Genomic DNA, 26,122 nt, shown 5'->3' on the forward strand with positions numbered 1-26,122 from the left:
AATGACAAATGTAAACTTTGATGCGATTGTAATTGGTGCAGGATTTTCGGGGATGTATATGCTTCATCTTTTACGTGAGGCTGGATTTTCTACTCGCGTCTATGAGAAAGGCGATGGCGTTGGTGGCGCATGGTACTGGAGTAGATACCCAGGAGCTCGTTGTGACTCAGAAAGTATCTACTATAATTATATTTTTTCAGAAGAGCTTTATAAGGAATGGACCTGGACTTCCAGATTTCCAGAGCAGCCGGAAATCCTTCGTTATTTAAATTTTGTTGCTGACAGGCTTGACCTCCGGCGAGACATCCAGTTTAACACAGAAGTGAAAGCGGCACATTATGATGAAGCCGAAAATCTTTGGAAGGTTCACCTAAAAGACGGCTCACCTGTCACTGCAAAATATTTAATCACAGGATTAGGCTGTCTATCTGTAAACGCAACGAATGTCCCGAACTTTAAGGGCTTAGACAGCTTTGAGGGTGAGTGGTACCATACCGGAGCATGGCCACATGAAAAGGTTGATTTAAAAGGGAAACGGGTCGGTGTAATCGGAACGGGCTCAAGCGGAATACAGACGATTCCAGTAATAGCGCAAGAAGCAGCCCATCTAACAGTATTCCAGCGGACTCCACAGTATAGCCTCCCGGCTGCAAACTATCCTTATAGCGAGGAGTTCAAACAGCAAACAAAAGAAAACTTCCATGAGATTGCTAGTCAAATGCGTGAATCGATAGCAGGATTACCAATTTGGGCGACTGATCGCTCAGCCCTAGATGATACACCGGAAGAACGCCAAAAGGTATACTCTGCTGCTTGGGAGAAAGGCGGTCCTGCATTAATGTGGGTCTATAATGACCTCCTTACGAATGAAGAAGCAAATGAGTCAGCAGGTGCATTTGTTCGGTCAAAAATACGAGAAATTGTGAAAGATCCTGAAACTGCAAAGAAATTAATGCCAACATACCATTTTGCCACAAAACGAATCGTATTAGATACGAATTATTTTGAGACGTATAATCGTGATAATGTTACATTAGTAGACGTGAAAAGTGCACCAATTGTAGAGGTTACCCAAAAAGGAATCCGTACAACAGAAGAAGAGTATGAACTGGATATCATTGTTTTTGCAACAGGCTACGATGGTATGACAGGACCACTATTAAAAATTGATTTCCGAGGTAAAAATGGGGTTTCGTTAAAGGAAAAATGGGATGGTGGCGCAAAGGTAAACACATACTTTGGTCTAGCAACCGCAAGCTTCCCTAATATGTTTATGGTTACAGGTCCTGAGAGTCCATCGGTATTAGGAAATGTACCAGTTGCCATTCAACAGCATGTCGAATGGATTGCAGATTGCATCAAGTATCTTCGTGACCATGATATTCGAACAATTGAGGCAAATGTAGAAGCAGAACTGGCTTGGAGTCAGCAGTGTGGGGAGTTGGCGGGTGCGACGCTTTACACAAAGACGGATTCTTGGTATACAGGTGCAAATATTCCTGGCAAACCGCGCGGCTTTCTGATTTATCTCGGTGGGTATGCACCATATAATCAAATGATTCAAGAAGTAGCGAGTAAAAACTATGAAGGCTTTACATTAAGTAGATAATTTTAAAAGGGCAGGTTACGCTTGCCCTTTTATGCTTCTTTTTTTCTTATAAGAGGAAACAAAAAACTCTCCCAGTAATAAAGAAATAAATAGAATAATCACGATCCATTCAGATGCATCCATTACTTGAAATGGACTTAAGGCGTTGTGTACGGCTGAATGTGCATCAAATCCTTGATAAAGATCAATCCCAAAAGATAAGGCCATTAAAGGGACAATAGTAAAGAAAAAAATTCCAATTTTTTTCACAGCCATCACACTCCATTGATTATTTTCCCCACTTTCGCTCTTCCTATTATGAATAGTTCAGGATAAACTCGGAATAATAAACGTATGCTGGATAGTTTGGAAATTAATGCAAAAGGAAGGTATTACTAGATGCCCCCATTTTTCAAACGCCAAAAACAACTACAAAAGGTAAATAATGGTGGTGGAAACCTCGAAATACCCCCGAATAGTGACTTTCAATGCCCACTATTTGAGCGGCTATTTGATAATCTTGAAAAAATTAAGCAACAAACAGGAAATAGTCCTGATATTATCACAAGAGAAGTAAAAATAGGAAATAATTTCGAAATCAATGCCGCTATCGTATATGTGGAAGGAATTGTAGACGGTCAAACCATTCATGATTTTTTATTGGAATCACTCATGAGAAATCCTATGCTACCGGAAAAGTTACGACAAAAAGAAGCATTAGAGGTGATGAAGGACGAGCTTCTCCCAATAGGAAATGTGAAATTTGTTGGTGATTGGGAGGTATTGTTTACATCATTAATGTCTGGGGCAACGATCATCCTTCTTGATGGTGGAAAACTGGCAATATGTGCAGACACCAAAGGGGGAGAAGTACGGTCTGTTGAAGAACCGAGCAGTCAGGTGACAGTGCGCGGCCCGAGGGATGGATTTACGGAATCAATTCGGACGAATACCTCGCTTGTGCGGCGCCGGATTCAAAGCCCTGATTTATGGTTGGAATCTATGAAAATTGGCAGGGTGACGAAAACAGATGTTGCGATAATGTACATAAAGGGAATCGCAAAGGAAGAAATTGTTGAAGAAGTGCGCACCCGCTTAAAAAGGATTGAAATAGATGGGATCCTTGAGTCAGGGTATATTGAACAACTTATTGAGGATCAAACTTTTACAACATTTCCGACCCTTTACCATACAGAAAGACCTGATTCGGTTGCGGGAAACCTCCTTGAAGGCAGGGTCGCGATTTTTATAAATGGTACCCCGTTTGTTCTAATTGCACCTGCTTTATTTATTCAGTTCTTTCAATCAGTGGAGGATTATTATGCGCGTTTTGATATTTCAACAGCCGTACGCTTTTTACGCATTTTAATCTTTTTTATTTCGGTCATTGCACCATCTGTTTATATTGCCGCCACTACTTTTCATCAGGAGATGATTCCAACCCAGTTATTGATAGCGGTGGCTGCCCAGCGCGAAGCAGTGCCTTTTCCGGCTTTTGTGGAGGCAGTAATGATGGAAGTCGCCTTTGAAATACTACGGGAAGCGGGGATTCGTATGCCAAGAGCTGTTGGCTCAGCCATTTCCATTGTAGGTGCCCTTGTCATCGGCCAAGCAGCAGTTCAAGCCGGGATTGTTTCACCTGCTATGGTCATTGTCGTCGCAATTACAGCAATTGCAAATTTTGCAACCCCAGCGTTTTCCATTGCGATAGCGGCCCGGTTGATTCGCTTTGTTTTTATGATAGCAGCCGCAGCCTTCGGTTTTTACGGAGTTGTCCTTGGTCTTATAATGCTGGTCGTCCATTTATGCGGTTTACGTTCTTTTGGAGTCCCCTATATGTCACCGTTTGCACCGTTCATACCCTCAAATTTTCAAGATACGATTGTGAGGGTTCCATGGTGGGCATTCAAAAATAGGCCACAATTAATTACTGATCAAAATGTAATCCGAGAGGGGCATAATCAAAAGCCAAAACCACCTCAACCGCGCCAAATGGAAAATCGCGAGGATACTGAAGGTGATGACAGTGAAGCATAGAGGGACCTTTCCTTTTTTTATATTAACAATAATTTTTCTGCTTTCGGGGTGTTGGAGCCAAAAGGAGTTAACAGATATAATGTTAGTTTCTGCGCTTGGAATTGACAAAAATGAGGAAGGAAAGTATGTTTTGACCTTACAACTTATAAATCCAGGAAATGTGGCAACAGGAACACAGCCTAGCGGACAAGCATCCCCTGTTACGGTTTTTTCAAGCACCGGCGATAATATTGTTGAGGCGAGCAGGCGTGCAACGAAAAAAGTCTCGAGGAGGTTGTATTATGCCCATACGAATTTAGTAGTTGTTAGTGAGAAATTGGTAAGGGAGGAGGGACTAATCAATGTATTAGATGCACTGGAACGAGACCCTGAATTTAGAACAACAACGACAATAGTGATTGCCCAGGGTAGAGCTGCAGGAGATATTGTGAAAATTATAACGCCGGTTGATAAAATTCCCGCCAATAAAGTGATCAAAACATTGCAATCCACAGAAAAAAGGTGGGGAGAATTGATAACAGTCAATATTCAAGATCTCATAAATAACAGTGTATCACCTGGCATAGAGCCAGTTATTAGTGGTTTTAGATTAAAAGGAGATGTTGACAAAGGAAAGAAATTGGCTGAAAACCAACAAACCACGCCTGATGTAACACTTGAAGCAAGTAGTCTAGGTATATTTAAAAATGGAAAGCTTATTTCCTGGCTTCAAGGTGAAAAGGCAAGAGGGGTCGTTTTTCTTCGCAATAAACTTACTGCTACTGCGATTGCTGTTGATTGGAAAGGGAAAAAACAATCTATCGTATACCAGATTGTACGACAAAAAACAAAAGTTTCAGCCAGAAAAACAAAACAAAATTTACCAGCCATAACGGTTGAAGTTCGGACGGAAGGGGATATTGGTGAAGTTTCAGTTCCAATCGATTTAACAGACCCAACCATTATAAATGAAATAGAAAAGATAATCGAAAAAGAAATAAGGAAAGAAATACAATCAGCTGTGCAATTTGCACAAGAGAAAAAAACGGATGTCTTTGGGTTTGGTGAATCCGTCCATCTTGCAGACCCAAAAGCATGGAAGAAGCTAAAAAACGACTGGGATGATGTTAATTTTCCGCAATTGAAGGTAAACGTAAAAGTGGATGCTTTTATCCGTCGTACGGGAATTAGAAGCAAACCTTATTTTTCTTCTATGGGAAAAAGTCAGTAATAAAAGGAGGGTGGCAGGCTATGGAGAAAGCGAAGATTAGTAATTACCAACTCTTTGTGCTAATTGTCATGTTCGAATTAGGGAGCGCATTATTGGTACCGACAGCAATCGAAGCAAAACAAGATGCCTGGCTTGCCATTTTACTTGCCATGGTAGGGGGTGGCGGCTTATTTTTAGTTTACTATCGCCTTTACCAATATTATCCTGACGCACCATTGACTGAATTTATTCCAAAAATAGTCGGAAAAATAAGTGGACGGATTGTTGCCTTTTTGTATGTACTTTATTTTGCGTATTTAGCAGCAAGAGTACTGCGGGATTTCGGAGGCATGCTCATTACCATTGCTTATCCAGACACGCCCTTATTAATTGTTAATACATTATTAATGCTTGTCATTATTTATACCATCCGAAAAGGAATTGAGGTATTGGCAAGAACGGGGGAGCTTTTTTTTATTCTAATTAATTTCCTTTCTATTACTGGCTTTATTCTTATTGTAATTTCAGGTTTAATTAATTTGAAGCAATTGCGGCCTGTACTTGAAGAAGGGTTTGCACCGGTAATGAGTAGTGCCTTTACGCAAACCCTGTTCTTCCCATTTGGGGAGGCCGTTGTTTTTGGAATGATCCTTCCTTATTTAAATAAACCAAAACATGCGAAAATGACAGGGTTATTAGCGTTAGGATTAACCGGGATTAATTTGGCCTTAGTGATGGCAATTAATATAAGTGTGCTTGGTGTTAATCTAACGGAACGGTCACCATTCCCCCTACTTTCGACCATCCAAACAATCAAAATAGCAGATTTTATCGAACGGTTGGATGTTTATTTTATGATTGCGATGATAATCGGGGGCTTTTTTAAAATCAGTATTTTCTTTTATGCAGTTGTTGCAGGAATGGCTAGTTTGTTCAATATTAAAGAGCCGTCTAAGATTACATATCCACTGGGACTAGTAATTTTGTTTTTATCACTTACAATTGCCGGTAATTATGTGGAACATATTTATGAGGGCATTCAAGTTGTCCCTATGCTTCTTCACCTTCCATTCCAAGTAGTTATTCCAATTTTATTACTTCTGATCGCTTTTCTAAAAAATAGACCCAAAACATAGTATTGATCTTTTTGGGTTTTTTCCTTTCCGCAAGTTTACTCCCATTTATTTCAAATTATTACTGGTAATTTCCCCCATGAAAAATTATGAAACAATCAATATATCAGGGAATGGAATACTAATCCAACATCGTTCCATGAATTGGAAGGACATTTTCAATTGAATGTCTGTTAACCTAGTAAGTGTCAAAAAAAGCTCTAGGAGGTTAACTAAATATGAAAATGTTGAAAAAAGCACTTATGGTGGGTACTCTTTCATTATCATTATTTGGGTTAAACTCCCAAGCTAATGCTGCAATGATTACAGTCCAACATGGAGAAACCTATTGGAACATCGCTCAAAAATATGGGTTATCAGAAGAATATTTAAAAAGTATAAATGATAAATCAAGTGATAGATTACTTGTTGGACAAAAACTAGTGATACCTAGCGGGATCATTTCTACAGCGGATAAAGACCTAATGGCTCGTCTTGTTTCGGCTGAGGCAAAGGGGGAACCTTATGCGGGAAAAGTTGCAGTAGCTACGGTCATCCTTAATAGACTCGATAGTGTAAAGTTTCCGAATACAATCAAAGGGGTCGTTTATCAAAAGGAAGGTGGACACTATGCCTTTACGCCAGTACAGAATGGCACCATTTATCAACCTGCTGATAAACTCTCAAAAAAGGCGGTAGAAGAGGCAATCTCATTTAGAGGTAAAGGAAATGGATCCCTTTATTTCTATAACCCTGCAACTTCTACAAGTAGCTGGGTATTCTCACGCGAAGTAACGGTATCAATAGGAAATCATAGATTTGCTAAATAATGTAAACCCTCTTAATATGAAAGAGTATTAAAACCATCCCAAACAAAAAACGACTGTTTCCATTAAGAAACAGTCGTTTTCCATCTTCCAACTTAATATCTAGCTTCTTTATTGCGTAGTGCAAACGTAATAAATGCACTAGCTATACCTGCTGTTATGACATTGACTATTGTCAGTACTACCGCACTTTCTGAATATTTTTCAAATAACCAATAATACACCACAAGCCAAAATATTCCCAATAAAATGGATATGATACTTCCAATCACGGGGATGATATTTATGACAAGTGCACCTATACATATGATCAATAGTTTGATTCCTCCGCTATTACCAACTGTAAACCATTTTAATTTTGCATCAATAAGCTCACCGACAATATAAGCGTTCCCGATTGGAATAAAAGCTAACCATTCATTACCTATCTCAGCACGCTTAGCCATCCTGTACAAACCAATGGCACCAAAAATGTAAGGAATAAATAGTAAAAGAAGTATAAGGAAAAGAGTTCCCATACTATACGCAAACAAACTGGCAGCCTCGTAATCACTCATTTTACACCCTCCTCAAATAAAAAATGTAAAATAACGAATCTCTATATTATAGATAGTATAACTTGATTTATGATAAAAATTTTACCCTTTTCTTTACAAATAAAGGAATAATTTGGAACAGTTTTCATACAAATGGTAACTATAGGTGAATATTGTAGTGATAAATTCGTGAAGGCGTGATTATGATGAAAGGGGTTATTATTGCTGGTGGAAGAGGAAATAGATTACGTCCGCTGACAAATCATTTGCCGAAACCGATGATCCCCATTTTAGACAAACCGGTGATGGAATATTGTATTGAACATCTTAAAAAGCACGGAATCACAGACATTGCGGTTACTGTTCAATATTTATCTAGAAAAATTATAGATTATTTTGGAGATGGCCAAAGGTTTGGAGTAAAGCTTACTTATTTCAAGGAACATAGACCTTTAGGAACAGCAGGAAGTATCAAAAATGCGGAAGAGTTTTTAAATGAAACATTTGTTGTGATCTACGGTGATACCATCTCGAACTTTGATTTAACAAAGGGTATTCAGTATCATCAGGCAAAAAGAGCGCTTGTTACAATCTTTATGACAACTGTTCAAAATCCGTTGGATTATGGAATTATTAAAACAAATGATATAGGTAAAGTAACCCGATTTTTAGAGAAGCCTTTACTGCTTGATGTTTTCACGAATCAGATCAATACGGGTATTTTTGTCATGGAACCAGCCATATTACATTATATAGAGAAAGAGGAAGTAGTAGATTTTAGCTTAGACCTTTTCCCAATGTTATTGAAAAAAGGTCTGCCAATATTCGGATTTAAAACTTCAGGATACTGGTCAGATGTGGGGAATATTGCTAAATATGAGAAAACAGTCCATGACTTAATAGATGGAAATATTAGAATATCCGGCTAGCTGGAAAGTAACCAAATAGTTTGTAAAAAACGAACATTATTATCAATGCGTTTAATAATGTTCGTTTTTTATTTGACGAGGGGTTGATATTTTGATATATTATCTAAGGATTGTTTAAAAGATACGATAATGGTGAATGACAGGGGGAATTTTGATGCAAAACAATTATGATGTAATCGTAGTAGGTGCAGGGCCTGCTGGCATTTTTGCATGTTATGAACTTACTTTAAAGCTACCAAATGCAAGCGTTTTATTAATAGATAAAGGTCATGATATATACAGCAGACGCTGTCCAATATTAGAAAAAAAGATTCAATTATGTCCACCAGCTGCTGGGCGTAAAGAATATGCTGGATGTTTACCAGCCTGCTCAATCACGAACGGTTTTGGCGGAGCAGGTGCTTATTCAGACGGAAAATTCAATATTACAAGTGAATTTGGCGGTTGGATGACCGATTATTTATCTCAATCAGAAGTAGTCGAATTAATTAAATATGTGGATGAAATTAATTTAAGTCATGGTGCAACGGAGACTATTACGGATCCGCTAACACCTGCGGTAAAGGAAATTGAGCGTCGTGGCTATGCTGCTGGTTTAAAGTTATTAAGAGCACAAGTGCGCCACTTAGGAACAGAACAAAATCTAGAAATTATGCAAAGCATTTATGAATATTTAAAAAACAAAATCGATATGCGTTTTAAGGCGGAAGTTGAAGATATTATTACAGATAAAATAGATGGCAAGTTTAAGGTAACTGGCATTGAGCTAAAAGATGGTGAAGTTTTACATGCGAAAAAAGTTGTCATCGTCCCAGGCCGTGATGGTTCCGCATGGTTAACGAAAATATTGAAAAAGCGTCGTGTAACTATGTTCAATAATCAGGTGGATATCGGTGTCCGCGTTGAAACATCTGACATTGTCATGGAGGAAATCAATAAGAATTTATATGAAGGAAAGTTTGTATTTAATACATCAGTTGGGACAACTGTTCGTACTTTTTGCAGCAATCCTTCTGGACATGTTGTTGTTGAAAATCATACTGGCATTATGCTCGCAAATGGACATGCCTATAAGGATCCAAAACTAGGAAGCCATAATACGAATTTTGCGTTGTTAGTTTCCCATAAATTTTCTGAGCCATTCAACGAGCCAACAGAATATGCTCATGAAGTTTCAAAGCTGGCAAACCAATTATCAGGCGGGGGAATTATTGTACAAAAGTACGGGGATATACTAAAAGGCCGTCGTTCAACGCAAAAACGGATCAAAGAGGGCTTCATTGAGCCAACACATAAAGAAGCGGTACCAGGGGATTTAGGATTAGTGTTGCCATATAATACTATGAAAAGCCTTATTGAAATGACAGAAGCATTAAATCATGTAACGCCTGGTATAGCTTCAGAACACACATTGTTCTACGGTGTTGAAGCTAAATTTTATTCTGCAAGACCAAACTTAAATGACAAGTTCGAATCAGACATTTCAGGATTGTATCTTGGCGGGGATGGCGCTGGTATTACCCGTGGATTGGCACAGGCAAGCGCCTGCGGCGTTTGGATTGCCAGGGATATCGTAAGTAAGATTACGGAATAAATGGGCCAAAAAATATTATATTCGATGAATTGAATTTTCATTAACAAAAAATTCAAAAAAGTAGTATAATGAGGTGGACTAAAAAGGGGAAATGGGGGCATTCTTTTGACAGTAGTTCAATCATTAAAAACGGCCGATTTATGTGATCAATATTCTGATCGTATCTCAATCTGTCAATTAGAGTTTAAATCTTTTGGAAAGAAAAAACGTTTTTCTGGTCCAATTGCCACAGTTGAGGTATTTGAAGATAATGTGTTAGTCAAGGAGATGCTAAAGACGGTCCCAGAAGGAACTGTTCTAGTTGTAAATGGTGGGGGTTCGAGAAATTGTGCAATGGTTGGAGATATACTTGCATCGATTGCAGTTGACCGTAATTTAGGGGGCATCATTGTGAATGGTGTAATCCGTGACAGTGGTGAAATTGATGAGATGAATATTGGTGTTTTCTCCCTTGGCACGATGCCATTAAAGAGCAAAAAAGAAGGCTTAGGAAAAACAAACGTACAAACAAAGTTTGGCGGTATAACATGGATACCCGGTGAATATGTGTATGCAGATGAAGATGGTGTCATCGTATCACCAACACCATTAACATTACCATAATTAAGATGAAGGCAAACGAAGCGGCTCAGGTCGTGGCGTTTGCTTTTTTTCTTTTCAAATCGATAATATATTCCATAAGCCGATTATTGCGCCCGGGTTTGATTGGACACATTCAGAAATTTTATTATACGTACAATCCAGCTTATGGAATAATGCTAAGAATTATAAATTATCTATTTTATAAGAATATTATAATAATATAATGCGAGATTGAGTCAAGTTTGTTATAGTTAATAAAAGGGGGGATTACAGTGCGAGAATTAGTAGGAGTATGTCAAGACTGCAACAAAGAAATTTATTGTGAGAACGGGTTTTTAAATGGAATTGTAAAAGAAGACGGGAAATTAATTTGTTTTGGTTGCGAGGAAGAAAAAGAGAAGTAAGATAAAGAGAGATTATTCGTGTATATTTTTACAAAAAAAGGCTGATTGAAAAGCGTCAGGCATGTTCGCATGACACTTTTCAATCAGCCTTCTACTATTCATTTATTGATTATGTTCAATGAACAGTTGATCTATTAATCCATTAATAAATCCAACATCACTTGTAATTAATAGAGCTGGGAGAAGTGCTAAAACAGCTAGAACCGTAAAGTTAGGAATAACGACGACTTTCAAAAGCTTTGTCATAAAACCACTTCCTTTTCCCTTTTTACAATAATAGCAAATACTCGTCCGAATTTCAAGAATATTCAGATACAAAATGTAATGTTTTTATAAGTTTTTTATAAAAATAGAAGAAGGTAATAAAAAATCAGTGCAATTCACATGCACTGATTGTAAGTGGAAAAGGAATTACTCCCAAATATATGGAGTTTCCTGATATACGTAATAATTCAGCCAGTTTGTGTAGAACAGATAGGCATGAGCACGCCACAAGTTCATAGGCTCTTCATTTGGATTATCGTTCGGGAAGTAATTTACTGGAACCTCAATATCTAGTCCTTTATTCACGTCACGCAAATATTCGTCTTGTAGAGTAGTAGCTTCATATTCTGGATGTCCAGTGATGAAAAATTGCTTGCGATCCTTTGATGCTACAAGACAAACTCCTGCTTCATCAGAAAAGGAGAGAATATCAAGATTTTGCACTTTATCAATATCCTCTTTTTTAATTTCTGTATGTCTTGAATGTGGAACAAGATAAACTTCATCAAACCCACGAAGAATCCTTGATTTTCTTAAAAATGTTTTATGTTTATATACTCCAAACATTTTCTTTTCTAAAGGATATTTTGGAATACCATAATGATAGTAAAGACCTGCTTGCGCACCCCAGCAAATATGGAGCGTTGAGGTTACATTTGTCTTTGTCCATGCCATAATTTCAGTTAATTCATCCCAATAATTTATTTCTTCAAAATCCAACAGTTCAATTGGAGCACCTGTAATAATCATCCCATCAAACTTCCGTCCCTTTATTTCATCAAAGGTACGATAGAAATTTTCTAAGTGTTCTTGCTTCGTATTTTTGGATTGATGTGATTGTGGGTACATAAGTGTTATATTAACTTGTAATGGTGAATTACCAAGTACTCTGAGAAGATGCGTTTCGGTTTTTTCTTTTAACGGCATCAAATTTAAAATAACAATATTTAAAGGGCGTATATCCTGTTTATATGCACGTTCCTCGTCCATTACAAATATGTTTTCACTTTCAAGTATCTCTTTTGCAGGTAAATCCTTGGGAATGTTAATCGGCACTTTCAGTCACTTCCTTTTATATCTGATTAATTAATTATAAGAACATTAGAAAAATTGTTCAATGAAAAAGTTCGTAAGTTGTCCTTATTTTGTTAAAATAGGTTAGAAAAGCACAGGGAGTGACGAAAAGTATGTTTGATCCTACCATTTTTGACAATCTAAAGGTTGTAGCGGAAGGGGCGGTTTATGACCTAGACCTTCAAGGGGAAATCCTTGTAACAAACCGAGTCGATCAAGTTAATCTTGCCAGTCTTTCAAGAAAATTTTCCATTACGTTTAGGGAAGCGGGTCAAGAAGAAAATTCGGTTCATGGGGAACTGCGCATTTACGCAGGGGCCCACGATTTATCAGCAGAAATTTTAGGGAAAGATATAGAGAACCTTGGTTGCTATATTGAGGTCGTATTTTTCGTAAACATATATGTTGTGGAAGAGGATTGTGAACTGATCCGACTGACTTTGTTGGATATTTGGGGGAATCCGCCAACCATCACACAAAAAATCTCGTTTGCATACACTCCCGAGCAGCCTAAAGAGTGGATGGATACGATTATTTTAAAGTTTGAGAGAAAAATTGGCGAAGCGCAGGTTGACGATTTGCCGGTAATCGTTGATTATATGGTAGAGTCCATCGACCGCTTGAATGGATTATTTTAGTACGAAAATTATATAGAAAAGAAACAAACAAAGGAGCAATTAAAAAAATGGAATTTTTGACGACTATGAAGCCGTTCTTAAAAGAAGCTTGGCAAAAAGCCAGCTTTGAACAACCAACCACCATTCAAGAGAAGGCCATCCCGCCTATTATGGATGGGACGGATATTATTGCAGAATCACCAACGGGAACAGGAAAAACATTAGCCTACTTGCTCCCGATTTTAGATAATATTGACCCTGACATAAAGGAAATTCAGGCTGTTATTTTATCGCCAACAAGGGAACTAGCGATGCAAATTCATCAGGTTATTCAAACCTTTACATTGAATAGTGGGATCGTTAGCGGGGCCTTTATTGGTGGTGTAGATATAAAGCGGCAACTCGATCGCTTGAAAAAGAATCCTATGCTTATTGTTGGTACACCTGGGAGAATCAATGAGTTGATTGATAAGAAAAAAATGAAGATGCATAAGGTAAAAACCGTCGTTGTTGATGAAGTTGACCAAATGGTGGCGCAACGATTGAACTTTGATGTGAAAATGATAATCCAATCTACCATGAAAGATCGCCAGGTTTTATTTTTCTCAGCAACGATTTCAGATGAAGTCCAGAATTTTGCTAAACAAGTGATGAGTAATCCGCAATTTCTTCAAATTGAGCGGGAGAAAAATACCTCTGTTGACCATATTTATTTTGTGAGCGAACGCCGTGACAAAGTTGAGGCGCTTAGACGTATTTATCGAATGGATGAAAAGATAAAGGCACTTATTTTTATCAATGATTCCTTCCATATTGACGAGCTCGCGGCAAAATTTAAGTATAAAAAAATTCCTATCGGTGTTTTACATAGTGATGCTAATAAAAAGGAACGTGCAGCCGCGATCCAGCAATTTCGCAGCGGCAAAATACCGCTTTTACTAGCAACAGATATTGCTGCTAGAGGTATGGATATACAAGGGCTTACCCATGTGATCCATTTGGATATGCCTGAAAAAATTGAGCAATATATCCACCGCTCTGGCCGTACAGGTCGGATGGGGGCAAAAGGGACCGTTATTTCCTTGGTTACACCAGCTGAGGAGAAAATCTTATTGAAATATGGGAAGGAATTGGGCATTTCCATCACTAGAAAAGAATTGTATGGTGGTGACGTCGTTGATGAGAGGCCAACTCAGGACCGAGGTTTTGGTGCTGATAAGCGTCAAAACGCGAGAGGGGAGTCCAAGCATGAAAAGCGCCGGAATAAAGACGGAGAAAAAACTAGTTTTGGTGCTAGACAAAAAGGCCGTGATGGTGCAAAGCGAATGAATAATCCGTCCCCTAAGGCTAGAAAGGAATTTAGTCGTAAGACTGATACAAAACGATAAAATAAGAAGAGGAACTCGTTTCATTTCTAGCGAAGCGAGTTCATTTTTTTGTTAATACATATTGAATTTCTGATGGCGAAATCATTGTAGCATTGATTAGTGTATAGCCAATACTTAAAAACCTAGCAAGAGTTTCTGCGCATGTTGGATGTGTTGGTTCAATTGGCGCTTCTAGACTCGTGCTGATGCTGAGAAATTGGTTTGTATACGGATTGCACCTTAGTAAAACGATATGGTGCCCACGCCGTGCCGTACCAATCATCGTTTTGTGGGACTGCGGCCTATACATGTTGTTTCAACTCCTTACCTTGTACTCCGTGACGACTAGCCCTCTGCAGCACCATCTGTGTATAGGCATCACCTTTATATTAGTATATGGCCCAAATTGAGTAATAGTTGAATGATTTTGCTAAAAAATGATAAGATTTCATTGAACCTATGTCTTTTACATAATTAAAAGGGGTCATCATAATGGACAACAAAAACAGACTAATTGAACAGGCAAGACTATTTGTACGTGGAGAGCTTGCGAATGAAGCAAGTGGCCACGATTGGTGGCATATTGCTCGCGTCTCGAAAATGGCAAAGCATATTGCCAAAATAGAGGGCGCCGATGTTTTTATATGTGAGTTGGCAGCTTTACTCCATGATATTGCCGATGAAAAGTTAAATGCAGGCGGAGAGGACGCCGGCCTAAAAAGAGTACGAGAGTGGCTTGAAGGCCAACAAGCAGATCATGAAACAATTGAAACAATTATTGAAATCATTTCAACCATGTCCTTTAAAGGCGGCAATCGTCCACCCATGCGTACACTGGAAGGAAAAGTTGTTCAAGATGCAGACCGATTAGATGCGATTGGAGCGATTGGAATTGCCAGAACATTCGCTTACGCGGGAGCACACGGTGATTTAATTTATGATCCTGAGTTACCGCCGCGTGAAAAAATGACAAAAGAAGAATATCGCACTGAAAAAACAACAGCTGTTAATCACTTCTATGAAAAACTATTAAAATTGAAAAATTTAATGAATACAAATACAGCCAAAGAAATGGCTGAAGCCCGTCATCAATTGATGGAGGAGTTTTTGCAAAAGTTTTATCATGAATGGGAAGGAAATTTAGAATGAATATATTGTCGGTTGAAAATTTGTCAAAAAGCTTTGGTGATAAAACGTTATTTTCAAATATATCCTTTAGCGTTGCTGAAAAACAGCGCATTGGTATTATTGGCGTTAATGGCACTGGTAAATCAACGTTATTGAAAATATTAGCAGGTCAGGAGCCGGCGGATTCTGGTGAAATGACGAAACCAAAGGACTATAGCATTGAATACTTGGACCAAAATCCTGAATTTGAAGGTAGTGGTACCATATTGGATGAAATCTTCTATGGCGATACACCGCTTATCCGTTTACTTAAAAAATATGAAGAAACGCTTCTCGCCTTGCAGGCTGATTCACAGAATGAGCGGAAGCAGGACGGCCTTTTAAAGGTACAACAAGAAATGGATGCCATGAATGCCTGGGATGCCAGCACACAAGCCAAATCAATTCTGACTAAGCTTGGCATTGAAGACCATTCCCAAAATGTAAAACAGTTGTCCGGGGGACAAAAGAAACGGGTGGCAATTGCAAGAAGCCTCATACAACCGGCAGACTTGCTAATACTGGATGAGCCGACTAACCATCTTGATATCGAGACAATCGAATGGCTCGAGGAATATATCACTCGTTATCCCGGATCCATCCTCTTGATTACCCATGACCGCTACTTTTTGGACCGAGTTACAAATAGAATTTTTGAACTTGATCAAGGAAATCTCTATAGCTATGAGGGGAATTATTCGATTTTTTTAGAGGCGAAAGCAATCCGTGAAGAAATAGAAGCAGCTAATGAGGATAAGCGTCAAAATCTATTAAGGCGTGAATTGGCTTGGATGCGGCGTGGGGCCAAGGCTCGGACAACAAAACAAAAAGCTAGAATTCAGCGCTTTGAACAACTGCAAAACCAAGGCGGTCACCGTCAAAAGGAAGACCTTGAGATTGCGGTTGGTGGCAGCCGTTTAGGAAAAAAGGTATTTGAAATTGAAAATATTACGAAAACGTATGAACAAAAAGCAATTATTAAAAACTTTTCATATATCGTGAAGCCCTTCGAACGAATTGGGATTGTCGGTGCAAATGGCTCGGGGAAAACATCGCTTCTAAATATGCTTTCCGGAATAAGCTCACCAGATGAAGGTGTTATAGATATTGGGCAAACCGTTAAAATTGCGTATTATACGCAAGAAAATGAAGAGATGAACCAAGACCAACGCGTTATTGATTATATAAAAGAAACAGCACAGGTCATTAAAACAATGGACGGCAAGGAAATTACCGCCTCACAAATGTTGGAACGGTTTTTATTTACACCGACGATGCAATACACGTATATTAAGAAGCTATCTGGAGGCGAACGCCGACGCCTGTATCTTTTAAAAATACTTATGACTGAGCCAAACGTCATTTTACTTGACGAGCCAACAAATGACCTTGACATTGAAACGTTAACAATTTTAGAAGACTATTTAGATGATTTTCCTGGCGTTGTTCTCACAGTTTCTCATGACCGCTACTTTTTAGATAAAACGAGTGATCTCTTGTTTGTGTTTGAAGGAGATGGAAAGATTCGGATTTTTTATGGCTCTTATAGTGAGTTTTTAGAAGAACAAAAAATGAAACAAGAAGCTCTAAAAAAAGAAGAAGCAAAAGAGAAGGCTGAGACTCAGAGCCGAGAGCAGTCTAAACCGAAAAAATTAAAGCTAAGCTATAAAGAGCAAAAAGAATGGGAAGGCATTGAAGATAAAATTATGCAATTGGAGGAAGAAATTGCAAATATCCAACAAGAGATTGCTGATTCCGGCTCTGATTTTGCCAAAGTGCAACCGCTATTTGAAAAAGAGCAGTCACTTAGTAGAGAACTCGAACAAACAATGAAACGCTGGGAAGAACTATCAGAATTAGTCGAACAAATTGAAAAACAAAATGTTTAAGATTAAACCATATAACTACTAGAAGGGAGTTTTTATTAATGGCGTGTGAAATCAACCATACGAAAGAGGATGTATATAAAAAGCTTGAGAGTCAAAGGGGTTTTCTACCAACAGAGCTTTATCTAAAAATTGAGAGCTACATTCAAACCAATCTGTCACAAGAAACGTTAAATGAAATCTTCCATTTATTAAAAAAATACGATTTAGCAGGGGATGCAGAACAACAGGAACGAAATGAAGTATTGAAAACAATGATTGAGGGTTAAAAGGATCATAAGAAAGGGCATCATTGGGTTTGAAAAAAACAACCCAAAATGATGCCTTTTTTTATTTTGCTTGTACGATTCTCTTCGAACCTAAATATTTTTCACTCCAATACTTTTGATTGAGTGTACTGATTGTAACCCCTTTCGATGTCCCGGAGTGGATAAAACGTCCGTCACCAAGATAAATACCTGCATGTGAAGGGCCTGGTTTATAGGTTTCAAAGAAAACTAAGTCGCCAATGCTAGGTTTTTCAACCTTAATACCGAAATTCCAAATCTCATGAATCGTCCTTGGCGTTTGAATCCCTTTTTTCGAAAACACATATTTGATAAACCCACTGCAATCAAAGCCGCTTGGAGTCGTTCCGCCCCATTTATAGGGAGAGCCGATTAGATTCAAGGCATGCTTAATAAATGTCCCATCAAAAGCATGGCTATCTTTCATTATTTGTGCAGGCACAGCTTTATCATCTACAAACTTTGCTAATGCGTCCAAGGTCTTCTTTCCGGCAATTCCGTCAACTGTCATCCCATTATGTAATTGAAACTTTCGTACCGCAGCTTGGGTATGCATCCCGTAGATGCCGTCCGAAGCATGTAGGTAGTAGCCCAATCCTTTCAAATGATCCTGCAATAACCGGACGGAGGAACCTGCATTCCCATAGCGTAATGTCTTTGTTTTGAGTGTCGCGTAATCTTCTGAAGCTTCGATAGAAACGTAAGGAATCGAAACTGCAACAGCAGTGACGATAGAGCTTATAAAAAGCTTATGGACTAAACTCTTATCAATATTCAAATCCTTCCCTCCTGAAACAAAAGCTGACTGATTCTTACCTGTAATAAGGGACCTCTACATAAATTTATCCATTTTTCGAGAATTTATGACAAAAAAAATAAGAGACAACAGATTGTCTCTTATTTCCACTTGAATTGCACGGGTTTTTTTGAAATGGTAATAGCCTCCATTTTATATCCTGATGCCTGTAAATAGCTCAAAAGCTGTGGCAGTGTTTTGGCCGTTACCTCTTTATCGTGAAGCAAGACTACAGGTGTATAGCCTTTTTTCACTGCTAATTTCAATTGTGATTTAACGTTTTTTAATACCTGCTCAGGATGATTATTTGTCCAATCTTCACTATCTATGGTCCAATCCCAGTATATAAAACCGGATGCAAGTAATTCCTTTTTAATAGCAGGGGATAGGTGAGGGTAACTGCCAAATGGAACACGAATGAGAGGAGAATAGACTCTCGAATAATCATAAATATCCCGCTGACACTCTTTCATCTCGTGAACAGCTACTTTAGGGCTAGAATAAAAAATGTCGACACGGTGGGATACCCCATGACAGCCAACAGAATGTCCTTGGTTTACCATTTCTTCAAGGATGCTAGGATTTTTATCAATATTTCCTTTTAATAAAAAAAAGGTAGCATGAGCATTTTTTAATTGTAGGGTTTTTAAAATGTCACGAGTATAGCGGCTTGGGCCATCATCAAATGTCAAGTAGATGACCTTATCTCCAGTTTCTTTAGTATGATTAGGGGAATAAAGCTGCTTTTCCTCGACGGAAGTCTTAAAATGAGCAGCCTCATTGCCTTTCAAACGACTAGACTCTGCTTTACTGCCCGTTTGATTAAATAAATAAGAAATAATAATAGGAAAAATACTAAAAATAAATAAGATTGTCCAGATTTTTAGATAACGTTTCATGATTACGCTGTGACTCTCACCCCTTTAAAGCTTCTTGGTGTATAATTACTATATTATATTTATTCTATCATTTACAGGCTGAATTTAGTGAAAATCCGATAAGGAGAGTTGATGGGAAAAAATTATGATCATTACAACGGCAGGAAGAACTAATAAAGAGATGATTAAACTCGCGAAGGATTACGCAAAAGTGTTGCAAGTCCCCTATGTTACTCGGAACAAATTATCGATAGAGGAAGTCATGAATCAAGAAAAGAATGATTTATTTGTGGTTGGCAAAAACCGCTTGGAAATATACCCGCTTAACCATCCCCATGAAGGTATTTTCTTTCATCCAAATTCAGCTATGTTTCGAGTAAAAAGAATAATGAGAGAGGAAGAGGACCCTCTTGTTCATGCGGCAAACCTTAAAAAAGGGATGACATTTCTTGATTGTACGTTAGGGCTTGGCTCCGATAGCATTGTTGCCAGCAGTGTCGTTGGCGCGACAGGCCGTGTGGTCGGAATTGAGGGCAATCGGTATCTTGCCTTTTTACTTGAACATGGTTTGAAATCTTGGAATACTGAACATGAAGAAATAAATAGAGCAATGAGACAAATTGAAGTTATTTATAGCAATCACCTTGCTTTTTTAACAAAACAAAAGAGTTCGTCTTTTGATGTTGTCTATTTTGATCCGATGTTCGATACAAAAATTGATGAATCCGATGGCATTAAGGGGCTGAGAAGCATAGCATTGTATACGGATATCATGGAAGAAACAATCGAAGAAGCTAGAAGAGTGGCCAGTAAAAGAATTCTATTAAAAGACCATTGGCAAAGCCCACGCTTTGAAAGATTTGGTTTTTCCGTCTACCGCCGGAAAACAGCGAAATTTCATTATGGTGTGATTGAAATAAATTAAAATTGGACACCTTACCGATAGGGAGGTGTTACATTATGCCAAGGGAAACAAAAGCGGATCCTACTACAATTGGTCTTGGATCTTCGGATGTCGAAGGGCAAGGGACGACTACCCAAGAAACAGGCAAGTTTAAAATGGATTCTTCACGTCGTAAAAAAAGAAAAAAATCGGGTATTTTATAGAGTTTTTTACCCTAATCAAAGGCCAAAAGAGAATTGTTGCCAAAAAAGTTGGTGATAATTCTCTTTTTCTTTATGGTAAAATATGTTCAAATAAGAAAATGGGGGCTAACGAGGGTATGGTTTTTACGACATCGCAATTAATCCAATCATTTGAGACTAGTATTTTTTCAGAATTAGCCGCTTTTAAAAAACAAAAACAGGCACAAGGCATACCAATGATTGATCTTAGCATCGGCAGTCCTGATCTGCCGCCGCCAAAATTTATTGTGGAGGCTCTGGTTAAGAACGTACAAGATCCTTTTCAATATGGCTATACTTTAACAGGGACAAAAGAATTTAATGAAGCAGTGCAGACATTTTATTCTAAACATTATGGCGTTACCTTTAACACAGAAACAGAAATTGTTCAACTAGCAGGCTCACAAGATGGGCTTCTTCATTTACCGATGACCATTGCAAATGAAGGGGATCTCATCCTTGTTCCAGATCCGGGTTATACCGCCTATGCTGACGGGATTCGAATGGCGAAAGCGAAGGCTTACCCAATGCCACTTTTAAAGGAAAATGGCTTTTTGCCTGATTTGGAGGCAATCCCAGAGACGGTAGCTAATCAAGCAAAAATGATGATTTTGAATTTTCCTGGAAATCCAGTACCGGCAATGGCTGACAAAACGTTTTTTGAAAAGGTTGTTGCTTTTGCCAAAAAATATGATATTGTCGTTGTACATGACTTTGCATATTCTGAACTTGTTTTTGACGGCCAAAAACCTGTCAGCTTTTTGGAAGTGGAAGGTGCTTTTGAAGTAGGTGTGGAATTTAATTCCCTTTCAAAAAGCTATAACATGGCAGGCTGCCGGATTGGATATATGATTGGTAATCGTCATGTTGTTGAGGTATTAAAGAAGCTGAAATCAAACTTGGATTATGGTGTTTTCTCTCCGATCCAAAAGGCGGCGACCGTTGCTCTTATAGATGGTGATGACTTTTTAAAAGAAAACAACAAGCTGTATGAATCAAGAAGAGATGTGTTGGTTGAAGGTTTCAGGTCCATTGGTTGGGACGTTGCAAAACCACCAGCAACAATGTTCATGTGGGCTGAGATTCCAAAAGGCTATGCATCATCAAAGCAATTTGCGCTTGACTTAATAGAAAAAGCGGGAGTCGTTGTTACTCCAGGCAATGCCTTTGGACCAACTGGTGAAGGGTATGTTCGTATTGCCCTTGTCCAATCCGAGGACAAGCTAAGGGAAGCAGTAGAAAAAATAAAGAATAGCGGCATTTTCGGATAATCCCGATTTTGTTGATACGTAAAGGAGATACAGCAATGGATGAATTAACAAGGTTACAGTTATTAACGGAAGCAATTATGGAATACAGAACACAGTTTAGAAATGGCCGTGAAGTTGATCAATTTGGTCAAATGATCATAGGAATCGTAGAACAAGCCAATGATCCACATTTACTGGAACTCGTGCAGGAAGCATACAATCAAAGAAATCAAAGTTTTGGCCTATCATCAGTCGAAATATTAACGGAAGCGATGAACTATATGCACGATAAAATTGATCAATTGCAAAAAAATGCATGAGGAAAAACTCAATCTTTATTTGTTGTATTACAGATATGTTAAAAAAGACCTTATTTGTGGTCTTTTTTTCAAATACATGAGAAAATATAGGTAATACAGAAAATAAGGAGAAAAAATCATGAAACTCTGGCTGAGAAAACTGTTTGTCGTACTCGTTACGATTTTCACATTTGGGACGGTTATTCCCCAATTATCTGTTGATCTCCAAAAAAACGTAAAAGAAAATAGTGACCTTTCAGAACAAAATGACCGCTTGCTTGTTGCGAATGAAATAGCTGATAAGGAAGATAGTGAAGCAGACTCCTGGTATAGTAGAGCACATGTGCTTTCAAATCATGAAGAGTTGGCCTCATCATTTACAGCCTATTCCTTGGAGCAAGCCGAGCAGCTTTCAATGATGAAATTTGGTAAAACTATTGGTAATGTCATTGGGGATGAGTTCAAACAGGTAGTCCTCCCGAAAATGGAAGAGGCAATCGCTCAGCTAACAGAGAATGTGAATGAGGATGATCTCCGCCAATTAGTGATTACGGAAAACCCAGCTGGTGGTTTAGGGGAAAAGATTTTTCATGTATACCATGGAAAGACAGGTCAAGATTTATTAAGATTTCATGTTCGACGTGATCATCCGCCTAAAGAAGGGTATTGGTTTAATTTTCATTACCATACATATGAGGATGATTTTTTAGCTCATCATGAAATGGGATCTATCTATTGGAACAAAAATACACCGCCACATTGGATGAGTGCATAATAAAAAACCGGCAAATAAATTTGTCGGTTTTTTAACATTTTTATACTGGTAAATGAAGGTTTGGAAGCATTTGAAAAAGAATGAAAGGAGTTTGAAATATCAAGGCTTTTTTGTTAGAACAAAGCGTAATAGTTCTTGTAATTATTTGAAACTAAGCCACCGGCTAACATTTCACCCAATAATTTCTTTAAAAAAAGAATACATTCATTGTTATTATAGGGACATAGTTTCATAGAAATTTCCGAACTACTAAAGTGTAAGATTAATCAACTTGAGAGAGATGATGCATGGAATTAGTTGCATTGCTACAAAGGAGAGGGAGACATCATGAAATTAAAAAAGGTTATGATAACAGCAGGATTTGTAGGTTCGCTACTTTTTGCTTCACAAGCAGATGCAGCCTCGTACACTGTAAAAAGCGGAGATGTATTATGGAAGATTGCATATGATAATAATACAACGACTGCACAGATTATGGAATGGAATGGACTTAATTCCTCTATGATTTACCCTGGGCAAATATTAAAAGTATCCGCTGACAACACAACATCAAAGTATTCCGTTAAGTCGGGGGATACACTGTATATTATTTCACAAAAGTATGGTATATCAATAGCCCAACTGTTGGCGTTGAATCCGCAAATTACAACCCCGGATATGCTATACATTGGACAAGTGATCAATGTACCTTCAACTACCCAAGAGCAAGCGGGGGTGCATCTAGTAACCGGTCAAGATATTGTTAATACTGCGAAAAAGTATATTGGTGCCGGTTATTTGTATGGTGCATCGACAACAAGAACAGATGTATTTGATTGTTCCTCCTTCGTGAAGAGAGTTTACGAAGAGAATGGTATTTATTTGCCTCGCACATCACCGGAGCAAGCAAATGCTGGGACAAGCGTACCGTTCTCACAAGCAAGGGTAGGCGATATCGTATCCTATGATACAAACTACGATGGTACGATTGACCACGTTGGTCTATATATAGATCCTTCAACAATCCTAAGTGCCTCTTCTTCAAAGGGTGTCGATTATTCTAATACAAATTATTATTGGAAAGAACGTATGGTAAAGGTTACTAGAATAATAAAATAGTAGACTAATAAAAGTGAAAATTAAAAAATCCCCAATAACTTTTAGACAAAATCTTTAATCCCATATTCGTATTATGTTTGATTCATACAGAATTTGTCGGCGATAGTCTTGGATTCTGCATTTATTGTAAAAATACTACAAAATTTGTCGGAAGTTTAAAAATTCTAAAAAATTAGTTTATCCAAATTGAGATGATATTATATAGATAAACTAATAACAGGGGGAGATTCACTTGACATTAGAGGCTTTGATTCAAAAATTTGTGGAAGAAAAGGAACACAAACCAGCGAGTGCAAATGATCTGTTAGACTTCTTAAAAAGGGGTTATATTCAAGGGAAACTTTCGTTTGTTGAGTACAGAAAATTAATACAGGAACTTGATCAACGCGGGGCAACACTTGCCTAAATTATAGTAAGGGGTAAAAATCCACATAGCTATAAAAATAGTTCATGTGGATTTTTTTGTTTTTAATGTTTTCATGTTACCGTTTTTTTTTATTGATATGATATTTGTCACATTTTCGGGGTTTAATTCGAATTTTTTTTGACCATTCTCTTCGCTATTTTCTAAACAATGTAGTATACTAAATTAAGAATATTTAGATATATTAATAGTTTACATAGAAGTGGGGAGTTTCAAAAATATGCGAAGGCTAGTGGCAATTAGTTTTTTTCTTCTGAGTTTTCTGCCTGCCTTAACATTGGCACAGGAAAAGGTATCAGGATTGACTTTGGATGAAGCTGAACAACAATATAATCTTGTTGTTAATCTCGACAATCAAGAAGTAAAAGATTTAGTGGATCAGATCGTTTTAGTTCCAGATGAAGATAATTACAATCATGATGAAGTTAAGGGAATGGTCTCACGTATCGCTCATATTCACCCGACTTTCCTACAGTACTTGGTGGTCAATAATGTAAAGGTGAAGTTATTTTCCGGTAAATTAACAGATGAACCCTATTTTGATGATTTAAAAGGCGTTACTCCAAGAGGGTGGAGCAAAGATAAAACTTGGGATCAAGTACCCGGTGCAGGCGGTAAATATATTGCAGCAGCAAAAATTGGGGCAAGTGATCAAGGAAATGGACATGGCTCAATTAATTTAGAGCTGCATGAAATCGGTCATACTGTTGAGCGGACTGTATTTAAAGGATTACGAAACGATGAGGATTTCTTGAAAATATGGGCCAAAGAGGTGCCAGTTTTATTTCCTGGAGATTCCTATTTTAACTCCTATCCTGAAGAATACTTTGCAGAAGTATTTGCCATGTACTATTTAAATAAAGACACAAATCTGGAAGTGCAAATGAAAGCACCGAAAACCTATGCCTATATTCATAAATTTGAGGGTAATTAAATAAAAGGATTGTCTTAGATTGTATTTTACAGTTTGGGGCAATCCTCTTTTTTTTGTACTGATTTGAAAGCCTTTCTAATGTAAAATGTTGAGTGATTGACCAATCGGTCATCCAAGAGTACACTAGAGGAAAATGCGAATGAAGGATGAGGCAAATGGCTGACAAGAGAACGATTATTATTGAAAAAGCAATCAAGCTTTTTGCGGCTAAAGGATATCATTCGACTTCCATTCAAGAAATAGCGAAGGCATGCGGTATTGCCAAGGGAACGCTATATAATTATTTTGAATCGAAAGAAGACGTGATGCTATCTGTTTTGAAGTATTATTCAAAAATGATTTTGAACGAAATAGAAAATATTGCGAAAGATCAATCACTTACAGCTAAAGAAGTCTTTATGGAGCAAATCCATTTTCAGTTCAAAGAATGTGTGAAACACCGTGACTTTATTGAAATGCATATTCGTGAATATGCTGTTAATGTAAATGAGGAAATAAATAATTTACTGTTTGAGATAAGATCTAGTCGGCTGCGTTGGCTTACGAATTGTCTCCGGAATGTTTATGGCGAAAACATAGAACCTTTTGTATTGGACTTAGCAACCATTATGAATGGGTTAATGCGTGAGTACTTGGAATATATCATTTTAGATAAAAAAGACTTTGATATACTCGAGCTTTCAAAGTTTATTATTAATAGAATGGATGACTTAGCAAACAGCCTTATAAATAGTGGTGAACATTTTCTTGAATTTACCGACCTTGAGGAATTTATGAAAGACAGTCATAATACTCAAGAACGTTTAAAATGCAAAGTATTTAAACTTATTAAAAATGTACTTGACCAAGTTCAGGACGCTAATTTAACTCCTGAGATTATAAATAAAGTTAAAACAACGATGGAAATTGTTGAAGATGAATTAATAAATAAAGAAGAACCGAAAATTCTCGTTGTGGAAGGCTTACTTCTTTTTTTAAGGACTTTACATTTGTCGGATTTTGTACAATACTGGGATAAGCTGGAAGAAATTTTACATGAATATAGTGAAACTCAGACTGTTACTTAATCGTATTAAAATTATT

General features: G+C 37.7%; 30 protein-coding genes. 23 read left to right on the plus strand and 7 right to left on the minus strand.

The window, feature by feature from the left end:
• Nucleotide 1: 1 nt before the first annotated feature.
• Nucleotides 2-1,609 (plus strand): flavin-containing monooxygenase, encoded by a 1,608-nt coding sequence (locus ACNQFZ_RS19185; protein WP_458412909.1) that lies wholly within the window; start codon nt 2-4, stop codon nt 1,607-1,609.
• Between the two features lie 15 nt (nt 1,610-1,624).
• Here the strand turns inward: ACNQFZ_RS19185 and ACNQFZ_RS19190 are convergent, their stop codons facing one another.
• Nucleotides 1,625-1,858 carry a hypothetical protein gene (locus tag ACNQFZ_RS19190; RefSeq protein ID WP_458412910.1) on the minus strand — a complete coding sequence of 78 codons (234 nt, stop codon included), beginning with the start codon at nt 1,856-1,858 and terminating at the stop codon, nt 1,625-1,627.
• A 129-nt stretch (nt 1,859-1,987) separates the two neighbouring features.
• On the opposite strand from ACNQFZ_RS19190, the gene ACNQFZ_RS19195 reads away from it, so the two are divergent.
• From ACNQFZ_RS19195 to ACNQFZ_RS19210, 4 genes are all read left to right on the plus strand, one after another.
• Entirely contained in the window at nt 1,988-3,625 is a 1,638-nt protein-coding gene (locus tag ACNQFZ_RS19195) for a spore germination protein (RefSeq protein WP_458412911.1), read from the plus strand.
• Entirely contained in the window at nt 3,609-4,835 is a 1,227-nt protein-coding gene (locus tag ACNQFZ_RS19200; RefSeq protein WP_458412912.1) for a Ger(x)C family spore germination protein, read from the plus strand. Before ACNQFZ_RS19195 ends, ACNQFZ_RS19200 begins: the two co-directional genes overlap by 17 nt.
• Nucleotides 4,836-4,855: 20 nt before the next feature.
• A complete protein-coding gene (locus ACNQFZ_RS19205; protein WP_458412913.1) occupies nt 4,856-5,950 on the plus strand; it encodes a GerAB/ArcD/ProY family transporter in 1,095 nt (364 codons plus the stop codon).
• A 215-nt stretch (nt 5,951-6,165) separates the two neighbouring features.
• Nucleotides 6,166-6,756, plus strand: coding sequence for a cell wall hydrolase (locus ACNQFZ_RS19210; protein WP_458412914.1), 591 nt, complete (start codon nt 6,166-6,168; stop codon nt 6,754-6,756).
• 92 nt (nt 6,757-6,848) lie between these two features.
• On the opposite strand, the gene ACNQFZ_RS19215 is transcribed toward ACNQFZ_RS19210, so the two are convergent.
• The gene (locus ACNQFZ_RS19215) at nt 6,849-7,310 is read right to left on the minus strand and encodes a hypothetical protein (protein ID WP_458412915.1); all 462 of its coding nucleotides are present in this window, start codon (nt 7,308-7,310) and stop codon (nt 6,849-6,851) included.
• Nucleotides 7,311-7,492: 182 nt separating this feature from the next.
• Between ACNQFZ_RS19215 and ACNQFZ_RS19220 the strand changes: the two genes are divergently transcribed.
• The 4 genes from ACNQFZ_RS19220 (at nt 7,493) to ACNQFZ_RS19235 (ending at nt 10,798) form a co-directional block, all read left to right on the plus strand.
• Complete coding sequence (locus tag ACNQFZ_RS19220; protein WP_458412916.1) at nt 7,493-8,218, plus strand: nucleotidyltransferase family protein; 726 nt, start codon at nt 7,493-7,495, stop codon at nt 8,216-8,218.
• A gap of 154 nt (nt 8,219-8,372) precedes the next feature.
• Complete coding sequence (locus ACNQFZ_RS19225; protein ID WP_458412917.1) at nt 8,373-9,812, plus strand: NAD(P)/FAD-dependent oxidoreductase; 1,440 nt, start codon at nt 8,373-8,375, stop codon at nt 9,810-9,812.
• Nucleotides 9,813-9,917: 105 nt separating this feature from the next.
• On the plus strand, nt 9,918-10,415 hold the full coding sequence (gene rraA / locus ACNQFZ_RS19230; RefSeq protein ID WP_458412918.1) for a ribonuclease E activity regulator RraA: 498 nt from the start codon (nt 9,918-9,920) through the stop codon (nt 10,413-10,415).
• 251 nt (nt 10,416-10,666) lie between these two features.
• On the plus strand, nt 10,667-10,798 hold the full coding sequence (locus ACNQFZ_RS19235) for a hypothetical protein (RefSeq protein WP_458412919.1): 132 nt from the start codon (nt 10,667-10,669) through the stop codon (nt 10,796-10,798).
• 102 nt (nt 10,799-10,900) lie between these two features.
• On the opposite strand, the gene ACNQFZ_RS19240 is transcribed toward ACNQFZ_RS19235, so the two are convergent.
• Nucleotides 10,901-11,044: a hypothetical protein gene (locus ACNQFZ_RS19240; protein ID WP_458412920.1), complete on the minus strand. Its 144-nt coding sequence runs from the start codon at nt 11,042-11,044 to the stop codon at nt 10,901-10,903.
• 165 nt (nt 11,045-11,209) lie between these two features.
• Entirely contained in the window at nt 11,210-12,118 is a 909-nt protein-coding gene (gene metA, locus ACNQFZ_RS19245) for a homoserine O-acetyltransferase MetA (RefSeq protein WP_458412921.1), read from the minus strand.
• Between the two features lie 131 nt (nt 12,119-12,249).
• Here metA and ACNQFZ_RS19250 point away from each other — a divergent pair, with 131 nt between their 5' ends.
• Both ACNQFZ_RS19250 and ACNQFZ_RS19255 read left to right on the plus strand, forming a co-directional pair.
• Complete coding sequence (locus tag ACNQFZ_RS19250; protein ID WP_458412922.1) at nt 12,250-12,774, plus strand: hypothetical protein; 525 nt, start codon at nt 12,250-12,252, stop codon at nt 12,772-12,774.
• Between the two features lie 47 nt (nt 12,775-12,821).
• Nucleotides 12,822-14,141, plus strand: coding sequence for a DEAD/DEAH box helicase (locus ACNQFZ_RS19255; protein WP_458412923.1), 1,320 nt, complete (start codon nt 12,822-12,824; stop codon nt 14,139-14,141).
• Nucleotides 14,142-14,181: 40 nt separating this feature from the next.
• Here the strand turns inward: ACNQFZ_RS19255 and ACNQFZ_RS19260 are convergent, their stop codons facing one another.
• Nucleotides 14,182-14,430: a hypothetical protein gene (locus ACNQFZ_RS19260; protein WP_458412924.1), complete on the minus strand. Its 249-nt coding sequence runs from the start codon at nt 14,428-14,430 to the stop codon at nt 14,182-14,184.
• A 182-nt stretch (nt 14,431-14,612) separates the two neighbouring features.
• Between ACNQFZ_RS19260 and ACNQFZ_RS19265 the strand changes: the two genes are divergently transcribed.
• The 3 genes from ACNQFZ_RS19265 to ACNQFZ_RS19275 are packed head-to-tail and all read left to right on the plus strand — an operon-like array spanning nt 14,613 to nt 17,442.
• Complete coding sequence (locus ACNQFZ_RS19265) at nt 14,613-15,269, plus strand: HD domain-containing protein (protein WP_458412925.1); 657 nt, start codon at nt 14,613-14,615, stop codon at nt 15,267-15,269.
• The gene (locus ACNQFZ_RS19270; protein ID WP_458412926.1) at nt 15,266-17,176 is read left to right on the plus strand and encodes an ABC-F family ATP-binding cassette domain-containing protein; all 1,911 of its coding nucleotides are present in this window, start codon (nt 15,266-15,268) and stop codon (nt 17,174-17,176) included. The genes ACNQFZ_RS19265 and ACNQFZ_RS19270 overlap by 4 nt, the downstream gene beginning before the upstream one ends.
• A 38-nt stretch (nt 17,177-17,214) precedes the next feature.
• A complete protein-coding gene (locus tag ACNQFZ_RS19275; RefSeq protein ID WP_458412927.1) occupies nt 17,215-17,442 on the plus strand; it encodes a hypothetical protein in 228 nt (75 codons plus the stop codon).
• A gap of 61 nt (nt 17,443-17,503) precedes the next feature.
• On the opposite strand, the gene ACNQFZ_RS19280 is transcribed toward ACNQFZ_RS19275, so the two are convergent.
• Nucleotides 17,504-18,238 (minus strand): C40 family peptidase, encoded by a 735-nt coding sequence (locus ACNQFZ_RS19280; protein WP_458412928.1) that lies wholly within the window; start codon nt 18,236-18,238, stop codon nt 17,504-17,506.
• A 119-nt stretch (nt 18,239-18,357) separates the two neighbouring features.
• On the minus strand, nt 18,358-19,155 hold the full coding sequence (locus tag ACNQFZ_RS19285; RefSeq protein WP_458412929.1) for a polysaccharide deacetylase family protein: 798 nt from the start codon (nt 19,153-19,155) through the stop codon (nt 18,358-18,360).
• A gap of 124 nt (nt 19,156-19,279) precedes the next feature.
• Here ACNQFZ_RS19285 and ACNQFZ_RS19290 point away from each other — a divergent pair, with 124 nt between their 5' ends.
• The 9 genes from ACNQFZ_RS19290 to ACNQFZ_RS19330 all read left to right on the plus strand — a co-directional run bounded on the left by ACNQFZ_RS19290 (nt 19,280) and on the right by ACNQFZ_RS19330 (nt 26,106).
• A complete protein-coding gene (locus ACNQFZ_RS19290) occupies nt 19,280-20,059 on the plus strand; it encodes a class I SAM-dependent methyltransferase (protein ID WP_458412930.1) in 780 nt (259 codons plus the stop codon).
• Nucleotides 20,060-20,094: 35 nt separating this feature from the next.
• Nucleotides 20,095-20,241, plus strand: coding sequence for a YuzL family protein (locus tag ACNQFZ_RS19295; RefSeq protein WP_458412931.1), 147 nt, complete (start codon nt 20,095-20,097; stop codon nt 20,239-20,241).
• 116 nt (nt 20,242-20,357) lie between these two features.
• Nucleotides 20,358-21,530, plus strand: a complete 1,173-nt coding sequence (locus ACNQFZ_RS19300; RefSeq protein ID WP_458412932.1) for an LL-diaminopimelate aminotransferase — start codon at nt 20,358-20,360, stop codon at nt 21,528-21,530.
• 35 nt (nt 21,531-21,565) lie between these two features.
• A complete protein-coding gene (locus ACNQFZ_RS19305; RefSeq protein WP_458412933.1) occupies nt 21,566-21,829 on the plus strand; it encodes a hypothetical protein in 264 nt (87 codons plus the stop codon).
• Nucleotides 21,830-21,947: 118 nt separating this feature from the next.
• Nucleotides 21,948-22,583 carry a YpjP family protein gene (locus tag ACNQFZ_RS19310; RefSeq protein WP_458412934.1) on the plus strand — a complete coding sequence of 212 codons (636 nt, stop codon included), beginning with the start codon at nt 21,948-21,950 and terminating at the stop codon, nt 22,581-22,583.
• 327 nt (nt 22,584-22,910) lie between these two features.
• Nucleotides 22,911-23,681, plus strand: a complete 771-nt coding sequence (locus ACNQFZ_RS19315) for a C40 family peptidase (protein ID WP_458412935.1) — start codon at nt 22,911-22,913, stop codon at nt 23,679-23,681.
• Nucleotides 23,682-23,913: 232 nt separating this feature from the next.
• Nucleotides 23,914-24,087, plus strand: a complete 174-nt coding sequence (gene yppF / locus ACNQFZ_RS19320) for a YppF family protein (protein WP_458412936.1) — start codon at nt 23,914-23,916, stop codon at nt 24,085-24,087.
• A 238-nt stretch (nt 24,088-24,325) separates the two neighbouring features.
• Entirely contained in the window at nt 24,326-25,039 is a 714-nt protein-coding gene (locus ACNQFZ_RS19325) for an anthrax toxin lethal factor-related metalloendopeptidase (protein WP_458412937.1), read from the plus strand.
• A gap of 155 nt (nt 25,040-25,194) precedes the next feature.
• A complete protein-coding gene (locus ACNQFZ_RS19330; protein WP_458412938.1) occupies nt 25,195-26,106 on the plus strand; it encodes a TetR/AcrR family transcriptional regulator in 912 nt (303 codons plus the stop codon).
• Nucleotides 26,107-26,122 lie beyond the last annotated feature (16 nt).

Source organism: Schinkia acidoalkalinis, assembly GCF_054301215.1.